General features: G+C 70.4%; 21 protein-coding genes. 13 read left to right on the top strand and 8 right to left on the bottom strand.

Annotated features, from left to right (window positions below; all coding sequences use genetic code 11):
• Positions 1–81 precede the first annotated feature (81 nt).
• From whiA to D7D94_RS05110, 7 genes are all read left to right on the top strand, one after another.
• On the top strand, positions 82–1,056 hold the full coding sequence (whiA, locus tag D7D94_RS05140; protein WP_156241606.1) for a DNA-binding protein WhiA: 975 nt from the start codon (positions 82–84) through the stop codon (positions 1,054–1,056).
• A 144-nt stretch (positions 1,057–1,200) separates the two neighbouring features.
• Positions 1,201–1,827 carry a superoxide dismutase gene (locus D7D94_RS05135; RefSeq protein ID WP_156241605.1) on the top strand — a complete coding sequence of 209 codons (627 nt, stop codon included), beginning with the start codon at positions 1,201–1,203 and terminating at the stop codon, positions 1,825–1,827.
• A gap of 99 nt (positions 1,828–1,926) precedes the next feature.
• Positions 1,927–2,931 carry a type I glyceraldehyde-3-phosphate dehydrogenase gene (gene gap / locus D7D94_RS05130; protein ID WP_156241604.1) on the top strand — a complete coding sequence of 335 codons (1,005 nt, stop codon included), beginning with the start codon at positions 1,927–1,929 and terminating at the stop codon, positions 2,929–2,931.
• Positions 2,932–3,013: 82 nt separating this feature from the next.
• A complete protein-coding gene (locus D7D94_RS05125; protein ID WP_156241603.1) occupies positions 3,014–4,228 on the top strand; it encodes a phosphoglycerate kinase in 1,215 nt (404 codons plus the stop codon).
• Positions 4,219–5,010, top strand: coding sequence for a triose-phosphate isomerase (gene tpiA / locus D7D94_RS05120; RefSeq protein WP_156241602.1), 792 nt, complete (start codon positions 4,219–4,221; stop codon positions 5,008–5,010). The genes D7D94_RS05125 and tpiA overlap by 10 nt, the downstream gene beginning before the upstream one ends.
• A 99-nt stretch (positions 5,011–5,109) precedes the next feature.
• Complete coding sequence (gene secG, locus D7D94_RS05115) at positions 5,110–5,358, top strand: preprotein translocase subunit SecG (protein WP_156241601.1); 249 nt, start codon at positions 5,110–5,112, stop codon at positions 5,356–5,358.
• Entirely contained in the window at positions 5,358–5,711 is a 354-nt protein-coding gene (locus D7D94_RS05110; protein WP_156241600.1) for an RNA polymerase-binding protein RbpA, read from the top strand. Before secG ends, D7D94_RS05110 begins: the two co-directional genes overlap by 1 nt.
• Positions 5,712–5,789: 78 nt before the next feature.
• Here D7D94_RS05110 and pgl read toward each other — a convergent pair whose 3' ends face one another.
• Genes pgl through tkt form a run of 6 tightly spaced genes read right to left on the bottom strand, consistent with a single transcriptional unit; the run spans position 5,790 to position 13,857 of the window.
• Positions 5,790–6,557: a 6-phosphogluconolactonase gene (gene pgl / locus D7D94_RS05105; protein ID WP_156241599.1), complete on the bottom strand. Its 768-nt coding sequence runs from the start codon at positions 6,555–6,557 to the stop codon at positions 5,790–5,792.
• Positions 6,557–7,495: a glucose-6-phosphate dehydrogenase assembly protein OpcA gene (locus D7D94_RS05100; protein ID WP_156241598.1), complete on the bottom strand. Its 939-nt coding sequence runs from the start codon at positions 7,493–7,495 to the stop codon at positions 6,557–6,559. Before D7D94_RS05100 ends, pgl begins: the two co-directional genes overlap by 1 nt.
• A complete protein-coding gene (gene zwf, locus D7D94_RS05095; protein WP_156241597.1) occupies positions 7,492–9,039 on the bottom strand; it encodes a glucose-6-phosphate dehydrogenase in 1,548 nt (515 codons plus the stop codon). Before zwf ends, D7D94_RS05100 begins: the two co-directional genes overlap by 4 nt.
• Positions 9,040–9,062: 23 nt before the next feature.
• The gene (locus D7D94_RS05090) at positions 9,063–10,661 is read right to left on the bottom strand and encodes a glucose-6-phosphate isomerase (RefSeq protein WP_156241596.1); all 1,599 of its coding nucleotides are present in this window, start codon (positions 10,659–10,661) and stop codon (positions 9,063–9,065) included.
• The gene (gene tal / locus D7D94_RS05085; RefSeq protein WP_156241595.1) at positions 10,658–11,764 is read right to left on the bottom strand and encodes a transaldolase; all 1,107 of its coding nucleotides are present in this window, start codon (positions 11,762–11,764) and stop codon (positions 10,658–10,660) included. Before tal ends, D7D94_RS05090 begins: the two co-directional genes overlap by 4 nt.
• The gene (tkt, locus tag D7D94_RS05080) at positions 11,761–13,857 is read right to left on the bottom strand and encodes a transketolase (RefSeq protein WP_156241594.1); all 2,097 of its coding nucleotides are present in this window, start codon (positions 13,855–13,857) and stop codon (positions 11,761–11,763) included. The genes tal and tkt overlap by 4 nt, the downstream gene beginning before the upstream one ends.
• 221 nt (positions 13,858–14,078) lie before the next feature.
• Between tkt and D7D94_RS05075 the strand changes: the two genes are divergently transcribed.
• Together D7D94_RS05075 and D7D94_RS05070 are read left to right on the top strand one after the other, a co-directional pair.
• A complete protein-coding gene (locus D7D94_RS05075; protein ID WP_156241593.1) occupies positions 14,079–15,011 on the top strand; it encodes a heme o synthase in 933 nt (310 codons plus the stop codon).
• Positions 15,012–15,050: 39 nt separating this feature from the next.
• Complete coding sequence (locus D7D94_RS05070) at positions 15,051–16,541, top strand: MFS transporter (RefSeq protein WP_156241592.1); 1,491 nt, start codon at positions 15,051–15,053, stop codon at positions 16,539–16,541.
• 21 nt (positions 16,542–16,562) lie between these two features.
• Here the strand turns inward: D7D94_RS05070 and D7D94_RS05065 are convergent, their stop codons facing one another.
• Positions 16,563–16,988 (bottom strand): dinucleotide-utilizing enzyme, encoded by a 426-nt coding sequence (locus D7D94_RS05065; protein ID WP_156241591.1) that lies wholly within the window; start codon positions 16,986–16,988, stop codon positions 16,563–16,565.
• Between the two features lie 338 nt (positions 16,989–17,326).
• On the opposite strand from D7D94_RS05065, the gene D7D94_RS05060 reads away from it, so the two are divergent.
• A complete protein-coding gene (locus D7D94_RS05060) occupies positions 17,327–17,845 on the top strand; it encodes a YbhB/YbcL family Raf kinase inhibitor-like protein (RefSeq protein ID WP_246171879.1) in 519 nt (172 codons plus the stop codon).
• A gap of 126 nt (positions 17,846–17,971) precedes the next feature.
• On the opposite strand, the gene D7D94_RS05055 is transcribed toward D7D94_RS05060, so the two are convergent.
• The gene (locus tag D7D94_RS05055; RefSeq protein ID WP_156241590.1) at positions 17,972–18,913 is read right to left on the bottom strand and encodes a COX15/CtaA family protein; all 942 of its coding nucleotides are present in this window, start codon (positions 18,911–18,913) and stop codon (positions 17,972–17,974) included.
• A gap of 233 nt (positions 18,914–19,146) precedes the next feature.
• On the opposite strand from D7D94_RS05055, the gene sufB reads away from it, so the two are divergent.
• Genes sufB through D7D94_RS05040 form a run of 3 tightly spaced genes read left to right on the top strand, consistent with a single transcriptional unit; the run spans position 19,147 to position 22,100 of the window.
• Entirely contained in the window at positions 19,147–20,565 is a 1,419-nt protein-coding gene (sufB, locus tag D7D94_RS05050) for a Fe-S cluster assembly protein SufB (RefSeq protein WP_156241589.1), read from the top strand.
• Entirely contained in the window at positions 20,566–21,777 is a 1,212-nt protein-coding gene (gene sufD / locus D7D94_RS05045) for a Fe-S cluster assembly protein SufD (protein ID WP_156241588.1), read from the top strand.
• Complete coding sequence (locus tag D7D94_RS05040; RefSeq protein WP_156241587.1) at positions 21,774–22,100, top strand: non-heme iron oxygenase ferredoxin subunit; 327 nt, start codon at positions 21,774–21,776, stop codon at positions 22,098–22,100. The genes sufD and D7D94_RS05040 overlap by 4 nt, the downstream gene beginning before the upstream one ends.
• The last annotated feature ends 1 nt before the right edge of the window (position 22,101 follow it).

Genomic DNA, 22,101 nt, shown 5'->3' with positions numbered 1-22,101 from the left:
GGTGGTCCCAGGGGTATGGCGGCTAAGCTTGACCCTTGCGCCAAAATGGGCGCGTCGCCGTCTTCGAGAGTGGGGAAATCCGTGTCACTGACCGCCGATGTCAAGGCAGAGCTGATCACCGTCAGGGACCCGCGTCCTTCGGTTCGGATCGCTGAGACGACGGCCCTGCTGCGGTTCTCGGGCGGCCTGCACTCCATCGCCGGACGCGTCGCGGTCGAGGCCGAGGTCGACTCGCCCAACCTCGCGCGCCGCGTGGCGCGGGACATCGCCGAGATCTACGGCGTGCGTCCGGAGATCGCCCACATCCAGGGCTCCGGCTCCCGCGACGGCGAGCACTTCGCCGTGCGCGTGGTGGATGGCGGCGAGACGCTCGCCCGTCAGACCGGCCTGCTCGATCAGCGCCGTCGCCCCGTCCGCGGGCTGCCGAACCGACTCACGACCGGCACCCGCGAGGACCTCGCCGCCATCTGGCGCGGAGCCTTCCTCGGAGCGGGCAGCCTGTCCGAGCCGGGCCGCTCGGCTTCGCTCGAGGTCGCCTGCCCGACGGGCGAGGCCGGGATGGCCATCGTCGGCGCCGCCGGCCGCATCGGCATCTCCGCGAAGGCGCGCGAGGTGCGCGGTGTGCCGCGCGTCGTCATCCGCGAGGCCGAGGGCATCCGCGGCATGCTGCAGGCGATCGGCGCGGTGAACGTCGCCGCCGAGTGGGACCAGATGCGCCAGCGCCGTGAGGTGCGCGCGGGCGTGAACCGCCTCGTGAACTTCGACGACGCGAACCTCCGCCGCTCGGCCCAGGCCGCCGTCGCCGCCTGCGCGCGCGTCGAGCGCGCCCTCGAGATCCTCGGCGAGGACGTGCCGGAGCACCTCCGCGAGGCCGGGGCGCTGCGCCTCGCCCACCGCGACGCGAGCCTCGACGAGCTCGGGCACCACGCCGAGCCGCCGCTGACGAAGGACGCCGTGGCGGGCCGCATCCGCCGCCTGCTGGCGATGGCCGACAAGCGCGCGGAGCAGGATGGCATCCCCGGCACGCAGGCGGCCGTCCCCGTCGGGGCGGAGTGACGTCGCGTCGGCTCCGGCCATCCGTCTCGACGACCCGTCCCGGCCATCCGTCACTAGGATGAGAGGGAACCCTCCGTTCGCGGCAGCGGCGGAGGCACCGGTCAGCGCCGCGCGACGGCGCCGAGAGATGGGAAGAATCGACGCATGGCGAAGTACACGCTTCCGGAGCTCACCTACGACTACGCGGCGCTCGAGCCGCACATCAGCGGCCGGATCATGGAGCTGCACCACTCCAAGCACCACGCGACCTACGTCGCCGGTGCGAACACCGCCCTCGAGCAGCTCGCGGAGGCCCGCGCGACGGGCAACTTCGCGAACGTGAACAAGCTCGAGAAGGACCTCGCGTTCAATCTCGGCGGCCACACCAACCACTCGATCTTCTGGACGAACCTCACCCCGGAGGGCCAGGAGCGTCCCGAGGGCGAGATCGCCGCGGCCATCGAGGAGCACTTCGGCGGGTTCGAGGGCTTCCAGGGCCAGTTCAACGCCGCGGCGCTCGGCATCCAGGGCTCCGGCTGGGCGGGTCTCTTCTGGGACTCGATCGGCCAGCAGCTCATCATCCAGCAGTTCTTCGACCAGCAGCAGCAGCTCGTCGCCGGAACCGTGCCGGTGCTGCTCCTCGACATGTGGGAGCACGCCTTCTACCTCGACTACCAGAACGTGAAGGCCGACTACGTCAAGGCGTTCTGGAACATCGTCAACTGGGACAACGTCCAGCAGCGCCTCGCCACCGCGCGCGAGAAGACCACGGGTCTCCTGGTAGCGTCCTGAGTGACACGGCCGTCCGACGCGGGGTGCGAGCCCGCCCGGACGGCCTTCCCCTCCACCGCGCCTGTGCGGGCGCACCTACGAAATTCAGGAGAAGACCCAGTGTCTGTTCGGATCGGAATCAACGGCTTCGGTCGTATCGGCCGCAACTACCTCCGCGCGGCTCTCGCGCAGGGGGCTGACCTCGAGATCGTCGCCGTCAACGACCTCACCGACAACAAGACCCTCGCGCACCTGCTCAAGTACGACTCCATCCTGGGCGTGCTGAACGAGGAGGTCACCTACGACGAGGAGTCGATCACGGTCGGCGGCCGTCGCATCGCGGCGCTCGCGGAGCGCGACCCCGCCGCGCTGCCGTGGGGCGAGCTCGGCGTGGACATCGTCATCGAGTCGACCGGCCGCTTCACCAACGCCGACCTCGCGCGCAAGCACATCGAGGGCGGCGCGAAGAAGGTCCTCATCTCGGCTCCCGCCAAGGGCGAGGACGCGACGTTCGTGCTCGGCGTCAACGAGCACGAGTACGACCACGAGAACCACCACATCATCTCCAACGCGTCGTGCACCACGAACTGCCTCGCGCCGCTGGCGAAGGTGTTCAACGACAAGTTCGGCATCGTCCGCGGTCTCATGACGACCGTGCACGCGTACACCGCCGACCAGAACCTCCAGGACGGCCCGCACTCCGACCTCCGTCGCGCTCGCGCGGCGGCGCTCAACATCGTGCCGACCTCGACCGGTGCGGCGAAGGCCATCGGCCTCGTGCTGCCGGAGCTGAAGGGCAAACTCGACGGCTTCGCGCTGCGCGTGCCGGTTCCCACCGGCTCGATCACGGACCTGACCGTCGAGACCGAGCGCGAGCTCACCCTCGACGAGATCAAGGCCGCCTACAAGGAGGCCGCAGAGGGGCCGCTCAAGGGCATCCTCAAGTACACCGAGGACGAGATCGTCTCCAGCGACATCACGCACGACCCGCACTCGTCGATCTTCGACGCGGGCCTGCTGCGCGTGCTCGGCAACCAGGTCAAGCTGTCGGCGTGGTACGACAACGAGTGGGGTTACTCCAACCGCCTCGTCGACCTCACCGAGCTGGTCGCCTCGAAGTTCTGACCCAGCAGGAAGCTCCCGGAGAGCCCGTCGGCTTGCGGTGTCCACCGTGCCGGCGGGCTCTCCGCCTGTAGATTGAGAAACGATGTCACTGCGAACACTCGAAACGCTCGGCGATCTCGCCGGGAAGCGCGTCGTCATCCGATGCGACTTCAACGTGCCCCTCTCGGACGGCGTCATCACCGATGACGGCCGACTCCGCGCGTCGCTGCCCACGCTCAACGCCCTGCTCGACGCAGGCGCGCGCGTCGTGGCCATCTCGCACCTGGGCCGCCCGAAGGGCGAGCCCGACCCCCAGTACAGCCTGAAGCCGGTCGCCGACCGTCTCGCCGAGCTGCTCGACCGCCCCGTCGCGTTCGCGACGGACACGGTGGGCGACTCCGCTCGCGAGACCGCGGCGAGCCTCGAGGATGGCCAGATCGCCGTTCTCGAGAACCTGCGGTTCAACGCGGGCGAGACCGCGAAGGACGACGCGGAGCGCGGCGCCTTCGCGGCGCAGCTCGCCGAGCTCGCCGACGTGATGGTCTCCGACGGCTTCGGCGTCGTGCACCGCAAGCAGGCGAGCGTCTACGACCTCGCCCAGCAGCTGCCGAGCGCGGCCGGTCTCCTCATCGCGAAGGAGCTCGAGGTGCTCGACACGCTCACCGAGAGCCCGGTGCGCCCCTACACGGTGGTGCTCGGCGGGTCGAAGGTGTCCGACAAGCTCGGCGTCATCGACCACCTCCTGCCGCGCGTGGACCGCATCCTCATCGGCGGCGGCATGCTCTTCACCTTCCTCGCGGCCCAGGGCCACAAGGTGGCCTCGAGCCTGCTCGAGAGCGACCAGATCGAGACCGCGGCCGGATACATCCGCGCTGCCGAGGAAGGCGGCGTGGAGCTCGTCCTGCCGACCGACGTCGTCGTGGCGTCGAAGTTCGGTGCGGACGCCGACCACGTGGTGACCGCGGCCGACGCTATCGAGGACTCGCCCTTCGGCGCCTCCGGGCTCGGCCTCGACATCGGCCCCGATACGGCCGCCGCCTTCGCGGAGGCCGTGCGCGGGTCGAAGACGGTGTTCTGGAACGGGCCCATGGGCGTCTTCGAGCTCGAGCCGTTCGCGGCCGGGACGAAGGCTGTCGCCCAGGCCCTCACCGAGGTCGACGGCCTCAGCGTCGTGGGCGGCGGGGACTCCGCCGCGGCCGTGCGTCAGCTCGGCTTCGACGATTCCGCCTTCGGTCACATCTCGACCGGCGGCGGCGCCAGCCTCGAATTCCTCGAGGGCAAGAAGCTTCCCGGACTGGAGGTGCTCGGATGGGCATGACGAAGCGGACCCCGCTGATCGCGGGCAACTGGAAGATGAACCTCGACCACCTGCAGGCGGTCGCTCTCGTGCAGAAGCTGCACTGGGCGCTCAAGGACGCCAAGCACGAGGACGGCAGCGTCGAGGTGGCGGTCTTCCCGCCCTTCACCGACCTGCGCAGCGTGCAGACGCTGCTCGATGCCGACAAGATCCCGTTCACCCTCGGTGCGCAGGATCTGTCCACGCACGATGAGGGCGCGTACACGGGGGAGATCTCGGGTGCGTTCCTGAAGAAGCTCGCGGTGTCGCAGGTCATCATCGGCCACTCCGAGCGTCGCGAGTACCACGCCGAGGGCGATGACGTCGTCGCGGCGAAGGTGCAGGCCGCGCTCAAGCACGGCCTCGTGCCGGTGATCTGCGTGGGCGAGACCAGCGAGGACCTCGAGAAGCACGGCGCGAGCGCGGTTCCCGTCGCCCAGCTCGAGAAGGCGCTGGCGGATGTCCCCGCCGACGCCGACATCGTCGTCGCGTACGAGCCCGTCTGGGCCATCGGGTCCGGCCAGGCCGCGACCCCCGAGCAGGCGCAGGAGGTCTGCGCCAAGCTGCGCGAGGTCATCGGCGCGAAGCTCGGCGCAGAGGCATCCGAGCGCACCCGCGTCCTGTACGGCGGCTCGGTGAAGTCGGCGAACATCGCCTCCTACATGCGCGAGCCCGATGTCGACGGCGCGCTCGTCGGCGGCGCCAGCATCAAGGTCGACGAGTTCGCGGCGATCATCCGCTTCGAGAAGCACGTCGGCGTGTGAGCCGCTGCGGCCCGGGCGCCTCTGCTCGGGCCGCACGGCCCTCGCCGTATACTGAACTCCGTGCGCCGCGCACGCGCGCGCACTCATGAAAGGCTCTTCGTGGACGTTCTCGAGTTCATCCTCCAGGTGGTCCTGGGGATCACCAGTCTCCTCCTGACGCTGCTCATCCTGCTCCACAAGGGGCGCGGCGGCGGACTCTCCGACATGTTCGGCGGCGGGATGTCGCAGGCCGTCGGATCCTCGGGTCTCGCGGAGCGCAACCTGAACTACCTCACGATCATCCTCGCGCTGGTGTGGTTCCTCGCGATCGTGGGCCTCGGGCTCATCACGAAGTTCCAGGTGATCTGATGGCCACCGGCGGTAACGCGATCCGCGGCACGCGCGTGGGATCGGGCCCGATGGGCGAGCAGGATCACGGACACCAGGCCGACCGCGTCGCGGTGTCCTACTGGGACGCACTCGGCAACGAGGCTGTGCGCTACTACGCCGCCGGCATCCCCGAGGAGGAGATCCCGGACACCATCGACCACCCGCACTCCGGCCTGCCCGCGGGGCGCGACCGGGAGAACCCGCCCGAGGCCTCCCGCAACGAGCCCTATAAGACGCACCTCGCCTACGTGAAGGAGCGTCGCAGCGACGAGGAGGCCGAGGAGCTGCTCGGCGATGCGCTGCAGAAGCTGCGCGAGAAGCGCGGCCAGTAGCCGATTCCTTCACCAAGCGAGCCGGCCTCGGGACGCCCCGAGGCCGGCTCGCTTCGTCGTACTGCGATCCTGCGGCGATCAGTCGGGATCGATGAGATCCTCGGGCACCTCGGCGGCCGCGGCCTGATCGGTGAAGACCACCGTCTCCTCGGTGCCGTGGGCGCCCGCCGCGGGCACCGACGCATAGCTCGCGCCCGCCATGACGAGGCCCAGCGCGGATGCCTTGTCGGCGCCCGCGAGCACCATCCAGACCCGTGTCGAGGCGTTGATGACGGGGCGGGTGAACGTGATGCGCTCGGGCGGCGGCTTGGGCGAATTGCGCACGGGCAGCACGGTCGCGTCCACGACGTTCACCTCCTCCCGGTCCGGGAAGAGCGAGGCGATGTGCGCGTCCGGTCCGACACCCAGGAAGCAGACGTCGAACGCGGGAGCGGCGTGCTCCGGCGACGACGCGAACGCCGCGAGGTCGGCGGCGTACGCGGTCGCCGCCTCGTCGAGGCTCACGCCGTCGTCCGTCGCGGCGGGCTCGTGCACGTTCTCCGCCGGGATCGCGATCTGCGACAGCAGTGCGGCTCGCGCCTGTCCGGCGTTGCGCTCCGGGTCCGCGCGGGGCACGAAGCGCTCGTCGCTCCACCAGAAGTGCACGAGCGACCAGTCGATGTTGTCTCGCCACGCGTGCGCGGCGGTGGCCTCGAGCACGGCGACGCCCATCGACCCGCCGGTCAGCGAGACGTGCACGGGGCGCGCCTGCTGTGTGAGCTGCGCGAGCAGACCCACGAAGCGGTTCGCCACGTGCTCGCCGAGAGACGCCTTGTCCGACTGGACGACGACGCGAGGGTCGGCCATCAGAACTCCTCGGACGCGGGCCCGAGGCGCTCCCAGCCCTCCGTGAGGACACGACCGTAGAGCAGGTCCGGATCCAGACGGCGCAGCTCCTCGGCGATGCACTCGCGCAGCGAGCGGCGGGGGAGGAGCAGCACGTGATCGGGCTGCCCGGGCTGCGTGAGGGTCGCGTGCGTGGCGCTGTGGCGCTCCAGGACGATGTCGCCGGACGCGCGTCGCAGCGTCACCGAGTGGATGCCGTGATCCCACGCCTGGGGCGACTCGTAGGCCCAGTCGACGGGGACGTCCAGGGCCATCCCCAGCCACGCGGCCAGGAGCGCGGTCGACGGCGAGGACGACGCACCGCGCACCTCGACCGCCGTGACGGCCTCGAAGGGCGGCTGGTCGAGCACCGCGGCGAGCTGCTCGCGCCAGCGCGTGAGACGCGTCCACGCGAGGTCGGTGTCGCCGGGCGTGTAGACCAGGTCGAGCTGGCGCAGCCGGTCCGGCGCGTAGGGCGCCGTCGAGGTGTCCGTGATGCGGCGCTGCGCGATGCGGCCGAGCGCATCCTTGCCCGGCCGCGCCGGTGGCTCATCCGGCCACCACACGACGACGGGCGCGTCGGGCAGCAGGAGGCCCGTGATGAGGGTCTCCTCGTTGCTCGCCGCCGGACCGTAGGCGCGGAGCACCACGACCTCGCTCGCGCCGGCGTCGCCGCCCACGCGGATCTCGGCGTCGAGCTTCGCCTCGCCGCGGGAGTCCGTGACGAGCACGATGACGCGCATGGGATGCTCGCGCGAGGCGTCGTTCGCCGCATCGATCACGGCTTCGTCGAGCTTGCGCTTCGACTTGATGATGAGCGTCAGCACGCGCCCGAGGGCGACGGCGCCGCCCTCCTCGCGCACCGAGACAAGGCGCTTGGCGATGTCGCTGACGCTGGTGTCGGGAAGATCGATGATCACGGGCGCCTCCAAACGCGGCCGTCACGGGCGAGCAGGGCGTCGGCGGATGCCGGGCCCCACGATCCGGAGTCGTACTGCTCGAGCGGTTCGTCGAGCGACGCCCAGTACTTCTCGACGGGGTCGAGGATCCGCCAGGACAGCTCGACCTCCTCGTGCCGGGGGAACAGGGGCGGGTCGCCGAGGAGGACGTCCAGGATGAGCCGCTCGTACGCCTCGGGGCTCGCCTCCGTGAACGCGTGGCCGTATCCGAAGTCCATCGTGACGTCGCGGACGTTCGTTCCGGCGCCGGGCACCTTGGAGCCGAACCGCAGGGTCACGCCCTCATCGGGCTGAACGCGGATGACGAGGGCGTTCTGGCCGAGCTCGCTCGTCTGGCCGCGCGAGAACAGGTGCTCGGGAGCGCGCTTGAACACGACCGCGATCTCGGTGACGCGACGGCCGAGGCGCTTGCCCGTCCGCACGTAGAAGGGCACTCCGGCCCATCGGCGCGTGTTGATGTCGAGCTTGATGGCCGCGTACGTCTCCGTGCGCGACTGCGGGCTCATGCCGTCCTCCTCGAGGAAGCCGGTGACCTTCTTGCCGCCCTGCCATCCGCCCGCGTACTGTCCGCGCGCGGTCGCGGTGGACAGATCGGCGGGGAGGGTGACCGCCGCGAGCACCTTCTCCTTCTCGGCGCGGAGGTGCTCGGCGGAGAGGCTGATGGGCTCCTCCATGGCCGTGAGGGCGAGCAGCTGCAAGAGGTGGTTCTGGATGACGTCGCGCGCGGCGCCGACGCCGTCGTAGTAGCCCGCGCGACCGCTCACGCCGATGTCCTCGGCCATCGTGATCTGCACGTGGTCGACGTAGTTGCGGTTCCAGATCGGCTCGTACAGCTCGTTGGCGAAGCGCAGCGCCAGGATGTTCTGGACCGTCTCCTTGCCGAGGTAGTGGTCGATGCGGAAGATCGAGTCGGCGGGGAAGGCGGCCTCGAGCGCATCGTTGAGCGCACGCGCGGATTCGAGATCGTGTCCGAACGGCTTCTCGATGACGACGCGGCGCCAGCGGGAGTCGTCCGGCTTCTCGTCGACGAGCCCCGACTCGAGCAGCTGCTGCGCGACGACGGGGAACGACTTCGGCGGGATCGACAGGTAGAACGCGTGGTTCCCCATGGTGCCGCGCTCGACGTCGAGGGTGTCGACGGTCTCACGGAGCTTGCGGAACGCGGCGGGGTCGTCGAACTGCCCCTGGACGAAGCGGATGCCCTGGGCGAGCTGCTGCCAGGTCTCCTCGCGGTACTCGGTGCGCGCGTACTTCTTGACGGCATCCTGCACCACCTGCGCGAAGTCCTCGTCCTCCCAGTCGCGGCGGGCGAAGCCCACGAGCGCGAACCCGGGCGGCAGGAGACCGCGGTTGGCGAGGTCGTACACCGCGGGCATGAGCTTCTTGCGCGACAGGTCGCCCGTCACGCCGAAGATCACGAGCGCGCTCGGACCGGCGATGCGATTGAGGCGGCGGTCATCGGGATCGCGAAGCGGATTGCCGCCCCGCGAGATGTCAACGGTCATGAAAGGGAAGACTCCTCCTGGCCCTACAGCGCTGCTTCGAACAGCGAGAGGACCTCGGTCTGGGGATCGGTGAGAGTGAGGGTGACGACCGGGCGGCCGCGAGCGGCCAGCACGCGCGCGTCGCCGTCGGCCTGCGCCTCGATGAGCTGCGCGAACGTGAAGGGCAGACCCGGGATCTCGAGGTCGACCGGGGTGCGCTCGGTGATCTGCACGAACACCCCGTTGGCCGGTCCGCCCTTGTGATACTGACCGGTCGAGTGCAGGAACCGCGGTCCCCACCCGAAGGTGGTCGGATGGCCGGAGTCGGCCGCCACCATCTCGCGGAGGCCGTCGAGCTGCGGCACCTCGCTGCGCGCCACGTACGCCTGGATGGACACGTAGCCGTCGGCAGGGACCGTCGCCCACAGGGCGTCGAGCACGCCGGCGATCGTGCCGGAGGTCGCCAGCGCCGGGTCGCTCACGCGCACCTCGACCCCGTCCTCGACGAACGCCGGCGCGGCGGGCGCGGGGCGATCGGCCAGAAGTCCGCGCGCGGCCTCCTTGGCGGCCTCGACGTCGGGCTGGTCGAAGGGGTTGACGCCGAGGAGACGCGAGGCGACCGCGACCGCGTACTCCCACACCAGGAACTGCTCGCCGAGCGACCCGCTGATGAGCACCTCGCCGTGACCGTGGTGCGGCGCATCGTCGACGTCGTCGACGATGCGCACGATCTGCAGGTCGGCGGGGACGCTGTCGACCTCGGGGGAGACGGGGAGGAGCACCACCGGGAGGATCCCCGTGCCGTCCTTCCCCGTGGACTCCGCGACCAGCTGCTCGATCCAGTCGGGCAGGCCCTGGATGGGCGTGCCGTCGGCGATGAGCCCGAGCTTGTCGCGGCGCGGAGATGTCGCGGCGATCGCCGCGCCGAGCACCAGCGCGGGGTTCGACGGCGAGTCGATCGCGACCTCGAGCATCACCGACTGGGCCTCGTCGAGGAGGTGGTCGATGTCGGCGCCTGCGAGACCGGACGGCACGAGGCCGAACGCCGTGAGAGCGGAGTAGCGACCGCCGACCTCGGGGTCGGCCTCGAAGACGCGATACCCGGCGGCGCGCGCCTCCGCCTCCAGGGGAGAGCCGGGGTCGGTGACGACGACGATGCGCTCCGCCGGATCGATGCCGAGGTCGCGGAAGGCCGCTTCGAAGACGCGACGCTGGGCGTCGGTCTCGACCGTCGAGCCGGACTTCGACGACACCACGAGCACGGTCCGCTCGAGGCCGCCGTCGAGGGCGGCGAGCACGTCGGCGGGCGCCGTCGAATCGAGGATCTCGAGGTCCACGCCGGCAGTGCGCGTGATCACCTCGGGAGCGAGCGACGAGCCGCCCATCCCGGCCAGGATCACGCGGTCCACACCGCGGGCTCGGAGATCGTCGCGCAGCGCGATGATCTCGGGGACGAGCGGACGCACGTCGGCGACCGCCTCGACCCAGCCGAGGCGCCGAGACGCCTCGGCCTCCGCCGAGGAGCCCCACAGGGTGGGGTCCTCGGCGGTGATGCCCGACGCGACGAGGTCGGCGACGAGGGCCGGAACGGCCTCCTCGGCCGCCGCCCTCGCCGCGCCGGACACGCGGATGGCGAATGTCACTGCTTGGACTCCAGGGCGGCGCGCACCGTCTCCTGCAGGTCCTCCCAGGACGCGATGAACTTCGACACGCCCTCGTTCTCGAGCGAATCGGTGACGTCGGCGAAGTCCACGCCGACGGCCGCGAGCTCGTCGAACAGGCGGTGCGCGTCGGCGTACCCGCCCGTGATGGTGTCGCCCGTGATGACGCCGTGGTCGAATGTCGCCTCGAGCGTCTTCTCGGGCATCGTGTTGACGGTGCCCGCGGCGACGAGCTCGGTGACGTAGAGGGTGTCGGGGAGCGCCGGGTCCTTGACGCCGGTGGAGGCCCACAGCGGACGCTGCACGTTGGCGCCCGCGGCGATGAGGTCGGTCGCGCGCTTCTCGTCGAACTTCTGCTCGAAGAGCTCATAGGCGAGCCGCGCGTTCGCGAGCCCCGCCTTCGACTTCAGCGCGAGGGCCTCGTCGGTGCCGATGGCCGCGAGGCGCTTGTCGACCTCGGAGTCCACGCGGGAGACGAAGAACGACGCCACGGAGTGGATGCGGGAGAGATCGTGGCCGGCGTCGCGGGCCTTCTCAAGTCCGGCGAGGTACGCCTCGATCACCTCGGCGTAGCGCTCGAGGCTGAAGATCAGCGTGACGTTGACGGAGATGCCGGCGGCGATGGTCTCCGTGATGGCGGGCAGGCCCGCCTTCGTCGCGGGGATCTTGATGAGGACGTTCTCACGGTCGACGGCGGCGTGCAGCTGCTTGGCCTGCTCGACAGTGGCCTCGGTGTCGTGCGCGACGACGGGGGACACCTCGATCGACACGCGGCCGTCCACGCCGGAGGTCGCGTCGTAGATGGGGCGGAAGATCTCGCACGCGTCGCGGACGTCGGTGGTCGTCAGCGCGAAGATCGCGTCGTCGACCGATGCGCCGTCCGCGGCCTGCGCGGCGAGGGACTCCTCGTAGCCCACGTGCGCGGAGATCGCGCCCTGGAAGATCGTCGGGTTGGTCGTGACGCCGACGACGTTGCGGTTCTCGATGAGCTCGCGCAGGTTCCCGGAGGTGATGCGCGAACGCGAGAGGTCGTCGAGCCAGATGCTGACGCCGGCTCCGGACAGGTCTGCAGTGGGGGAGGTCATGCGTTCTCCTTGAGGGTCTCGCGTGCGGCGTCGACGACGGCGTCCGTCGTGATGCCGAACTTCTCGAACAGCGTCTGGTAGTCGGCGGATGCGCCGAAGTGGTCGATCCCGACCGTGCGGCCGCGGTCGCCCACGATGCCCTGCCACAGGCCCGTCGCGCCGGCCTCGACCGAGACGCGGGCGGTGACGGCGGCGGGGAGCACGCTCTCGCGGTACTCCGCGCTCTGCTCCGCGAACCACTCCAGCGAGGGAGCCGACACCACGCGGGCATTGATGCCGTCGGCGGCGAGGCGCTGGCGAGCCTCGACGGCCAGCTGCACCTCGGAGCCGGTGGCGATGATGATCACGTCGGGGGTGCCGTTGGGCGCCTCCGCGAGGACGTACGCGCCCTTGGCGGTGTTCGCCGCGGAGGCGAAGACGTCACCGGATGCCGCGCCGTCGCCGCGATCGAACACCGGGATGTTCTGACGGGTGAGGGCGATGCCGGCCGGTCCCTCCTGACGGCGGAGGATCTCCAGCCAGGCCGCGGACGTCTCGTTGGCGTCGGCGGGGCGCACCACGGCGAGGTTCGGGATGAGGCGGAGCGCGGCCAGCTGCTCGATCGGCTGGTGCGTGGGGCCGTCCTCGCCGAGCGCGACGGAGTCGTGGGTCCACACGAACACGCTGGGAACGTTCATCAGCGCGGCCAGACGCACCGCGGGGCGCATGTAGTCGCTGAAGATGAGGAACGTGCCGCCGAAGGCGCGCGTCGGGCCGTGCAGGACGATGCCGTTGAGGATCGCGCCCATCGCGTGCTCGCGGATGCCGAAGTGCAGCACGCGTCCGTAGGGGTTGCCCGACCACTCGTGGGTGGACCACTCCTCCGGGATGAACGACGCCGCGTCCTTGATCGTGGTGAGGTTCGACTCGGCGAGGTCGGCCGACCCGCCCCAGAGCTCAGGGAGCTCGGCGGCGAGGGCGTTGATGACCTGCCCCGATGCGGCGCGGGTGGAGACGTCCTTGCCGGCCTCGAACACCGGAAGCGCGGACTCGATGCCCTCGGGCAGCGTGCCCTCCTGCAGGCGGTCCCAGAGCGCCTTGCGCTCGGGGTTCGCCGCGGCCCACGCGTCGAACTTCTCCTGCCACTCGGCGTGGGCGGCCGCGCCGCGCTCGCCCAGCTGGCGGGTGTGCGAGATGACCTCGTCGGCGACGGCGAAGTGCTGCTCCGGATCGAACCCGAGCGCGCCCTTCGTGGCGGCCAGCTCCTCCGCGCCGAGCTTCGCGCCGTGGATCTTGCCGCTGTTCTGCTTGCCCGGCGAGGGGTAGCCGATGATCGTGCGCAGCACGATGAGCGAGGGCCTGGTCGTCTCGGCCTTCGCGGCCTCGATCGCCTGGAACAGCTCCTCGACGTCCTCGACGTAGGTGCCGGTCTTCTTCCAGTCCACGACCTGCACCTGCCAGCCGTACGCCTCGTAGCGCGCGGCGACGTCCTCGGTGAACGACACGTTCGTGTCGTCCTCGATGGAGATCTGGTTGGAGTCGTAGATCGCGATGAGGTTGCCCAGCTGCTGGTGGCCGGCGAGCGACCCCGCCTCGCTCGTGACGCCCTCCTGCATGTCGCCGTCGCCGGCGATCACGTAGATGTGGTGGTCGAACGGGCTCTGGCCGGCCGGCGCCTCCGGGTCGAACAGACCGCGCTCATAGCGCGCGGCGTAGGCGAAGCCGACCGACGACGCCAGACCCTGACCCAGCGGACCGGTCGTGATCTCCACGCCCTTGGTGTGTCCGTACTCCGGGTGACCGGGTGTGAGCGAACCCCACGTGCGCAGCGCCTTCAGGTCGTCGAGCTCGAGGCCGAACCCGCCCAGGTAGAGCTGCACGTACTGCGTCAGCGACGAGTGCCCGGCCGAGAGGATGAACCGGTCACGGCCCGCCCAGTGCGTGTCGGCCGGGTCATGGCGCATCACCCGCTGGTACAGCAGGTAGGCGGCGGGCGCGAGGCTCATCGCCGTTCCCGGGTGGCCGTTGCCGACCTTCTCCACGGCATCCGCGGCCAGCACGCGAGCCGTGTCAACAGCGCGCCGATCGATCTCATCCCAACGCAGTTCCGACACCGGACCGCCTTTCGTGGTGGGGTTTCCGCGCCCGGCTCCCGGCCAGCCGAACTCGTCTCGACGAGGGGCAGACGGCGCTGGGACGCGCGTTCTGGCCCCAGCATAGCGGCGTGACGAGCCGCGACGGCGGACTGTGACGACCTGCCGTCACGGGCGCTTTCCGGGGCGGGGATGGCCTAGAATCAGGAGTGTCTGTGCCATCCGAGGGGAGACGTGAGCTCATGTCCACGACGGTCGTCGATACCGAACGGACCTCCCGTCAGCGACTCGGCCGGAAGATCCGCGCCTACGTCGCGCTGACCAAGCCGCGGGTGCTGGAGCTCCTGCTCGTCTCCACGGTGCCGGTCATGTTCCTCGCCGCACAGGGGATGCCGGATCTCTGGCTCGTGCTGGCCACGGTCATCGGCGGCTCGCTGAGCGCGGGCTCCGCGGCCACGTTCAACATGTACATCGACCGCGACATCGATGCGCACATGGCGCGCACGGAGAACCGCCCGATCGTCACCGGAGAGATCTCGCCGCGGAACGCCCTCGTGTTCGCGTGGGCGCTCGCGATCATCTCCACCGGATGGTTCCTGCTGACGACGAACCTGCTCACGGCCTTCCTGTCGGCGTTCGCGATCTTCTTCTACGTCGTCATCTACACGATGATCCTCAAGCGCCGCACCGAGCAGAACATCGTGTGGGGCGGGATCGCCGGGTGCTTCCCGGTGCTCATCGGATGGGCGGCAGTGACGAACGGGCTCGACTGGGCGCCGTTCATCCTCTTCGCCCTCGTGTTCCTCTGGACGCCCCCGCACTACTGGCCGCTGTCGATCAAGTACGCGACCGACTACGAGAACACCGACGTGCCGATGCTCGGCGCCACGCGCTCCGGGTCGCAGGTGGGCCTGCAGATCATCCTGTACGCGTGGGCCACCGTCGCGTGCTCGCTGCTGCTCATCCCCGTCGCGGGCATGGGCCTGGTGTACTCGGTCTCCGCGCTTGTGTTCGGCGGCTGGTTCATCTACGAGTCGCACCGGCTCTACCGCCGCACCGTCCTCGAGCAGGGTGGGGACGAGCGGCCGCGCCCCATGCGCGTGTTCCACGCGTCGATCACATACCTGACGCTCGTCTTCGTTGCGGTCGCGGTCGACCCGCTGCTTCCCTTCTGACGGGGCCCGCCCCAGCGGGGCGGAGTAGCGTCTCAGGTGATGTCGAACACGCCTGCGCCTTCGCCGACCCGGTCCATCCCGATCTCCGATCGCCGCCGCTGGCAGGCGTTCTGGGTCTGCGTGAGCGTGTCGGGACTGACGATCCTCGACATCTCCAAGGTCAACGTCGCGCTGCCATCCATCGAGGCCGCCTTCGGAGCGGGGTCGACCGAGCTCCAGCTCGTCGTCTCGGGCTACATCCTCGCGTTCGGCCTCGTGCTGGTGCCCATGGGGCGATTGGGCGATCAGCGCTCGCGCAAGACCCTCCTCATCGTCGGCCTCGCGCTCTTCACCCTCTCCAGCATCGGCTGTGCGCTGGCCGGCAGCATCGAGATGCTCCTCGCCGCGCGGCTGCTGCAGGGGGTGGCGGCGGGCATCCAGATGCCCCAGGTGATGGGCACCATCCAGCAGCTGTTCACGGGCAAGGAGCGCGGCACCGCCTTCGGCCTGTTCGGCGCCATGATCGGCCTCGCGACCGCGTTCGGCCCGACCATCGGGGGTCTCCTCATCGCCGTCGGCGGCGAGAGCGACGGATGGCGGTGGACCTTCTGGATGAACGTCCCGCTGTTCGCGATCGCGATGGGGCTCGTGATCTGGGTCCTTCCGGAGGTGCGGCGCCCGAGCTCGGAGCCGGTGTCGCTCGACCCGGCCGGCGTGCTCCTTTTCGCCGTCGCGGTGATCGCCCTCATGCTGCCGTTCCTGCTCACGACGGGCTCTCCCGACGACGCACCGGAGCGCTGGTGGACGCTCGTCGTGTTCGTGCTCTTCGCGGCGTGCTTCCTCGTCTGGGAGCGACGCTACGAGCGGCGCGGGGGCTCGCCGCTCATCGACCTGCGGCTGTTCCGGCTGTCGTCGTTCCGCAACGGCACGGTCCTGATGGCGGCGTACTTCACGGGCATCCCGGCGCTGTTCCTGCTCACGACGCTGTTCCTGCAGACCGGGCTCGGCGTCTCCGCGCTGCATGCCGGGATGGTCACCATCGGCTTCGCGCTCTCCAGCGCGGTCTCGTCGTGGTACGGCGGCCAGCTCGTCGGCCGCTACGGCCGACCCGTGGTCGTGGTGGGCCTCGTGCTCGTGCTGGCGACCGTCATCGCCCTCGCGGCCACGGCGCTGCTGGCCTCGGTCGAGGCCACGCCGTGGATCATGGCGGGCGTCATGGTGGTCGGCGGCTTCGGCGGCGGGATGGTCATCTCGCCGAACCAGACGCTCACGCTCGCGGAGATCCCGCCCGCCCAGGGCGGCGTGGCCGGATCGATCGGCCAGCTCGGGCAGCGCGTCGGAACGGCGATCGGAACCGCGGTGGGGCTGTCGCTGTTCTACGCGACGATCTTCCGCGAGGAGGGCGACAAGCCCGCGCTCACGGTGTACCACGACGCCTACGCGATCGGTCTGACGACGGTGGCGCTGTTCGTCGCCATCGCGTTCGCCATCGCGCTCGTCGATCTCGGGTCGCGTCGACGCCGCGAGCGCTCGGGAGCCGAGGAGGCCTGACCCGAGCGCTCGCGCGTTCGCTCAGCGGGCGATGACAGGGGCCTCGTGCTGAGCGTCGGATGCGTCCGGAGCGTCGAACGCGGGCTCGGCGGCTGCGGCGTCGTTCGCGACGGCGGCCTCCTGCCGGTTCTCCGCGGCGGGCGCGACGGCGCTCGCGGGGGTGGCGTCGGCGGGCGCGCTCCGGGTGGTGAGCATCGCCGCGGTCGCGGCGAGCCCCAGCGCGGCGAGCAGGCCGATGACGCCGGCACCGACGAGGCCGGCGGCCAGCGTGATCCACGCCTGACCGACGTAGACCTCCACGCCCGTGGCCGTGCCCGCGAGCAGCGCCTCCTCCATGGTGCCCAGGCGCGGCAGCGCCAGTGCGATGCCGGCGGCCACGGCGGCGGCCGATGCCACCACGAGAACCCAGTAGGCGATGCTGCGGGTGAGACGGCTGCGGTGAGTCATGATCCTCCTTGTGCGCCGCATCTCGGCGCTGGCTCCCACCCTGACTCCTCCGCGCGTGCGGAGCCGATGCGCGGCCTATGCGCCTCCTGTGAGGGCAGGTCACCGTGACCGAGCCGGCCGCTCCGACACGTCTCCTGCGCGCGGACACAGCGTGTTGGCTCATGCCCGACGCGTGCGCGCTCCGAGACAGCACGCGGCGCACGCGGTCTCGGAGTGCGCACGCGGTGCGCGAGCAGGCATGCGGTCTCGGAGCCCAGCACGGGCGGCTTCGGGCGAGCGGCCCTGGTGGAGGCAGTGCTCGTTAGGCTGGCGGCGAAGGCCACCGGAAGGAGCTGTCCGTGTTCTCATACGATCCGTACGCCGAGCTCGCCACGCTGCGCTCGTTCGCCCCGCTCACCGTCATGAGCAACGACATCGCGGATGGCGAGGCCCTGCCGCGCACCCACTGGGACGAGTCGTTCGGCGGCTCCGACACCTCGCCGCAGCTGAGCTGGTCCGGTGCACCCGAGGGGACGCGGTCCTTCGCGGTGTCCTGCTTCGACCCCGACGCGCCGACCGCCGCGGGGTTCTGGCACTGGGCGGTCTACGACGTCCCGGCCGACGTGACGTCGTTCGCGACGGGTGAGGCCGGCAGCACCCCGGGGATCACGCTGCGCAACGAGACCGGCGTGCCCGGCTACATCGGCGCGGGGCCGCCTCCCGGAACCGGCGTGCACCGGTACTTCTTCGTCGTCGACGCGCTGGACGTCGAGCACCTCGACATCACGCCCGACGCGACGCCGTCGATCCTCGGATTCCAGCGGCACTTCCACTCGCTGGCCCGCGGCATCCTCGTCGCGACGGCGACGAGCGACTGAGCGGCGCCGCGCACACACGGGGCGGATGGCCGGGGGCGCGGTCTCGAGGCCGGCTCGCGGCGTTTCGTCTGCGCTCGCTGGCGCTCGCTCCGCTCGACGTCCGGGCGGGGACGCCCGGAGGGACGGTCAGCGCGCGTCGACGCGGGGGCGCTTCATCCGCAGCACCACGACGGTGAACGCGGCCGCTGAGAGCGCGGCGAGCACCATGTGGATGCCGACGAGCGGCGCGGGCAGGCCGTTGCGCGCCTGCACGATGCCGACGACGATCTGCACGACGATGGCGCCGAGGAGGGCGGTCATCCAGCGGCGGGTCGGCAGGCGCAGCGCCCACGACGACGCCAGCAGCACGACGACGAGCGCGAGCAGCGTGTAGCCGGGCCACGAGTGCACGTGGGCGAGGATCGTCGCGTCGAAGCCCTGGCGGATGACGTCGGCGTCGCCCGAATGCGGGCCGGAGCCGGTGGTCAGCACGCCGAAGAAGATCGTGAGCGCCAGGGCGAGCGTCGTGATGTGCGTGAGGATCATGTACCAGCGCGGCACCGCCAGCTCGCGGGGGCCGGGAGCGGAGTAGGCGCGGACGAGGAACGCCGCCGTCACGCACACCAGCGTCAGCGATGCGACGTAGTGGAAGCCGACGAGGAACGGGTTGAGGCCGGTCCACACCGTCACACCGCCGACGATCGCCTGGGCGACGATCCCGCCGAGCACGACGCAGGCGAGAACGAACAGGTCGCGGCGCGAGGAGCGCATCCGCCACACGAGCACGAGCACGATCAGGGCGAGGATCCCGACGACGCTCGTCATGGTGCGGTTGCCGAACTCGATGAGCCCGTGCACGCCGAGCTCGGGGGTCGGCACGAGCGACCCGGGGGTGCAGAGGGGCCACTGGTCGCAGCCGAGGCCGGACCCGGTGAGGCGCACGGCGCCGCCGGTGCCGATGATGATCGTCTCGGCGAGGAACGACAGCCAGGCGAAGACGCGCACGCGACGGTCCACGGTGGTGGGAAGCCATCCGCCGCGGCGCGCCCGGGGGCTCGCGACGGCGGTGGAGCGGGTGTCGGCGGACATGAAGCGGCGCCTCCTGCGGTTCGCCTGAGCGTCCGCCGCAGAGGGCGCCGGACGGGGTGGAACCTGTAGAATCGGGGTGACTGAGGATGCGGGCGCGAGCGCTCAGCGCATCCACTAACAGTGTAGGCGCGAGCGATCGCGTCAGAAGCCGGGTCTCACAGACGGCCGCTCCGCTCCGAGCGACCGGAGCGGATGACACCGCCGCGAGGCCCCCGAGGAGAGTGTGAAGCGTCATGTCTGATGTGCTGATCGACCGCCCAGAACTCGAGAGTCTGGGGGTGTACGAGTTCGGATGGCACGATGCCGACGCCGCTGGCGCAAGCGCCCGGCGCGGCCTCAGCGAGGCCGTCGTCCGCGACATCTCGGCCCTCAAGAGCGAGCCCGAGTGGATGCTCAAGAACCGCCTGAAGGGCCTGCAGCTCTTCGGCCGCAAGCCGATGCCGACGTGGGGCGCCGACCTCAGTGACATCGACTTCGACAACATCAAGTACTTCGTCCGCTCCACGGAGAAGCAGGCGCAGACCTGGGAAGAGCTTCCCGAGGACATCAAGAACACGTACGAGCGCCTGGGCATCCCCGAGGCCGAGCGCCAGCGCCTCGTCGCCGGCGTCGCCGCGCAGTACGAGTCCGAGGTCGTGTACCACCAGATCCGCGAGGACCTCGAGGCCCAGGGCGTCATCTTCATGGACACCGACACCGCGCTGCGCGAGCACCCCGAGTTCTTCGAGGAGTACTTCGGCACGGTCATCCCCGCCGGCGACAACAAGTTCGCTGCGCTGAACACCGCCGTCTGGTCGGGCGGATCGTTCGTGTACGTGCCCAAGGGCGTCCACGTCGAGATCCCGCTCCAGGCCTACTTCCGGATCAACACCGAGAACATGGGCCAGTTCGAGCGCACGCTGATCATCGCCGACGAGGACTCGTACGTCCACTACATCGAGGGCTGCACGGCGCCGATCTACAAGAGCGACTCGCTGCACTCGGCCGTCGTCGAGATCATCGTGAAGAAGAACGCCCGCGTCCGCTACACGACCATCCAGAACTGGTCGAACAACGTCTACAACCTCGTCACCAAGCGCGCGATCGCGCACGAGGGCGCGACGATGGAGTGGGTCGACGGCAACATCGGCTCCAAGGTGACGATGAAGTACCCGTCGATCTACCTCATGGGCGAGCACGCCAAGGGCGAGACGCTCTCGGTCGCCTTCGCCGGTCCGGGTCAGCACCAGGACGCCGGCGCGAAGATGATCCACATGGCGCCGTACACGCAGTCGTCGATCGTCTCGAAGTCGATCGCCCGCGGCGGCGGGCGCGCCGGCTACCGCGGTGAGGTCCGCGTCGACGCCAACGCGCACCACTCGGCGAACACCGTCCGCTGCGACGCGCTGCTGGTCGACACGATCTCCCGCAGCGACACGTACCCCGCCATCGACATCCGGGTGGACGACGTCCAGCTGGGTCACGAGGCGACGGTGTCGAAGGTCAGCGAGGAGCAGCTCTTCTACCTCATGAGCCGCGGCATGCCCGAGGACGAGGCGATGGCCATGATCGTGCGCGGGTTCATCGAGCCCATCGCGCGGGAGCTGCCGATGGAGTACGCGCTGGAGCTCAACAAGCTCATCGAGATGGGCATGGAAGGATCGGTCGGCTAGATGACGACCTCGACCAAGGCGCCGGAGACGACGGCGCAGGATTCGCACGCTCACCTGGACCCGGCCGCCGCGCTCCGCGACGACGCCGTGGTGCCGGTGCAGACCCGCTCGGAGCGCCTGCGCTCGTACGACCCGGCGGAGTTCGGCACCCCCAGTGGCCGCGAGGTCAACTGGAAGCACACGCCCATCGACCGCGTCGCGCCGCTGTTCGCGGTCGCCGAGGCGAATGACGGCGTCACCGTGACGGTCGCCGCGGGCGAGCAGTACATCGCCGCGCCGCTCGCGATCGACGCAGCGCCCCGGGGCGAGTTCTTCGTCCCCGAGGATCTGCCGGCCGCGGTGGCGTGGCAGGGGGCCCGCGAGGCGCTCCACATCCGCGTGCCGCGCGAGGAGGAGGTCGCCGACCCGATCCTCGTGAACATCGACGGCCAGGGCGCCGAGCGTCGCGCCGACGCGCACATCGTCATCGAGGCGCTCGAGCACGCGAAGGCGACCGTCGTGCTGCGGCACACGGGCTCCGCCCAGTACGCGCAGAACGTCGAGATCCTCGTCCGCGACGGCGCGCAGCTGACCGTGGTGACCATCCAGCAGTGGGATGACACCGCCGTCCACGCGTCGGCGCACCAGGCGCGCGTCGACCGCGACGCGACACTCCGTCACGTCGTGGTGAGCTTCGGCGGCGGCGTCGTGCGGGTCAACCCGAACGTCGAGCTCGCCGGCGCCGGCGCGAACGGCGAGGTCTACGGACTCGCCTTCGCCGACGACGGCCAGCACCTCGAGAGCCAGGTGTACCTCTTCCACAAGGGTCCCGAGACCGTCGGCGACGTCCTGTACAAGGGCGCGCTGCAGGGGATCACCGCCCGCTCGGTGTGGATCGGCGACGTGCTCATCGGCGCCGACGCCACCGGCACCGACTCGTACGAGGCGAACCGCAACCTCCTCCTCACGAACGGCGCACGCGCGGACTCGATCCCGAACCTCGAGATCCAGACCGGCGACATCAAGGGCGCCGGCCACGCGTCGGCGACCGGGCGCTTCGACGACGAGCAGCTGTTCTACCTGCAGGCGCGCGGCATCGGCGAGGCCGAGGCGCGTCGCCTGGTCGTGCTCGGGTTCCTCAACGAGATCGCGCAGAAGATCGACGTGCCCGGGCTCCAGGACGAGCTCGTCGCGCTGATCGAGCAGGAGCTCGCCGAGGGAGCCGCGGCGTGACCGCGTCCCGCGTCTGCTCGTTCAGCGAGCTCGAGCAGGACGCCGCGCTGCGCGTCGTCGTGGACGGCGTGCCGATCGCGGTCGTCCGCGACGGCAACGACGAGGTCCACGCGATCGGCGACGTCTGCACCCACGGCGACATCTCGCTGTCCGAGGGCTTCGTCGAGGGCGACACGCTCGAGTGCTGGGCCCACGGCTCGGCGTTCTCGCTGCGCACCGGCAAGCCGCTGAACCTCCCCGCTTACGAGCCCGTCCCGGTCTACGCCGTCCAGATCGACGGCGACGACGTGCTCATCGACCCGAATGTGAAGAAGGAAATCTGAA

The sequence above is a fragment of the Microbacterium oryzae genome (assembly GCF_009735645.1).
Lineage (GTDB): Bacteria > Actinomycetota > Actinomycetes > Actinomycetales > Microbacteriaceae > Microbacterium > Microbacterium oryzae.
Note: the sequence above shows the minus strand (reverse complement) of the source record. Positions and strands in the feature narration are given on the sequence as shown.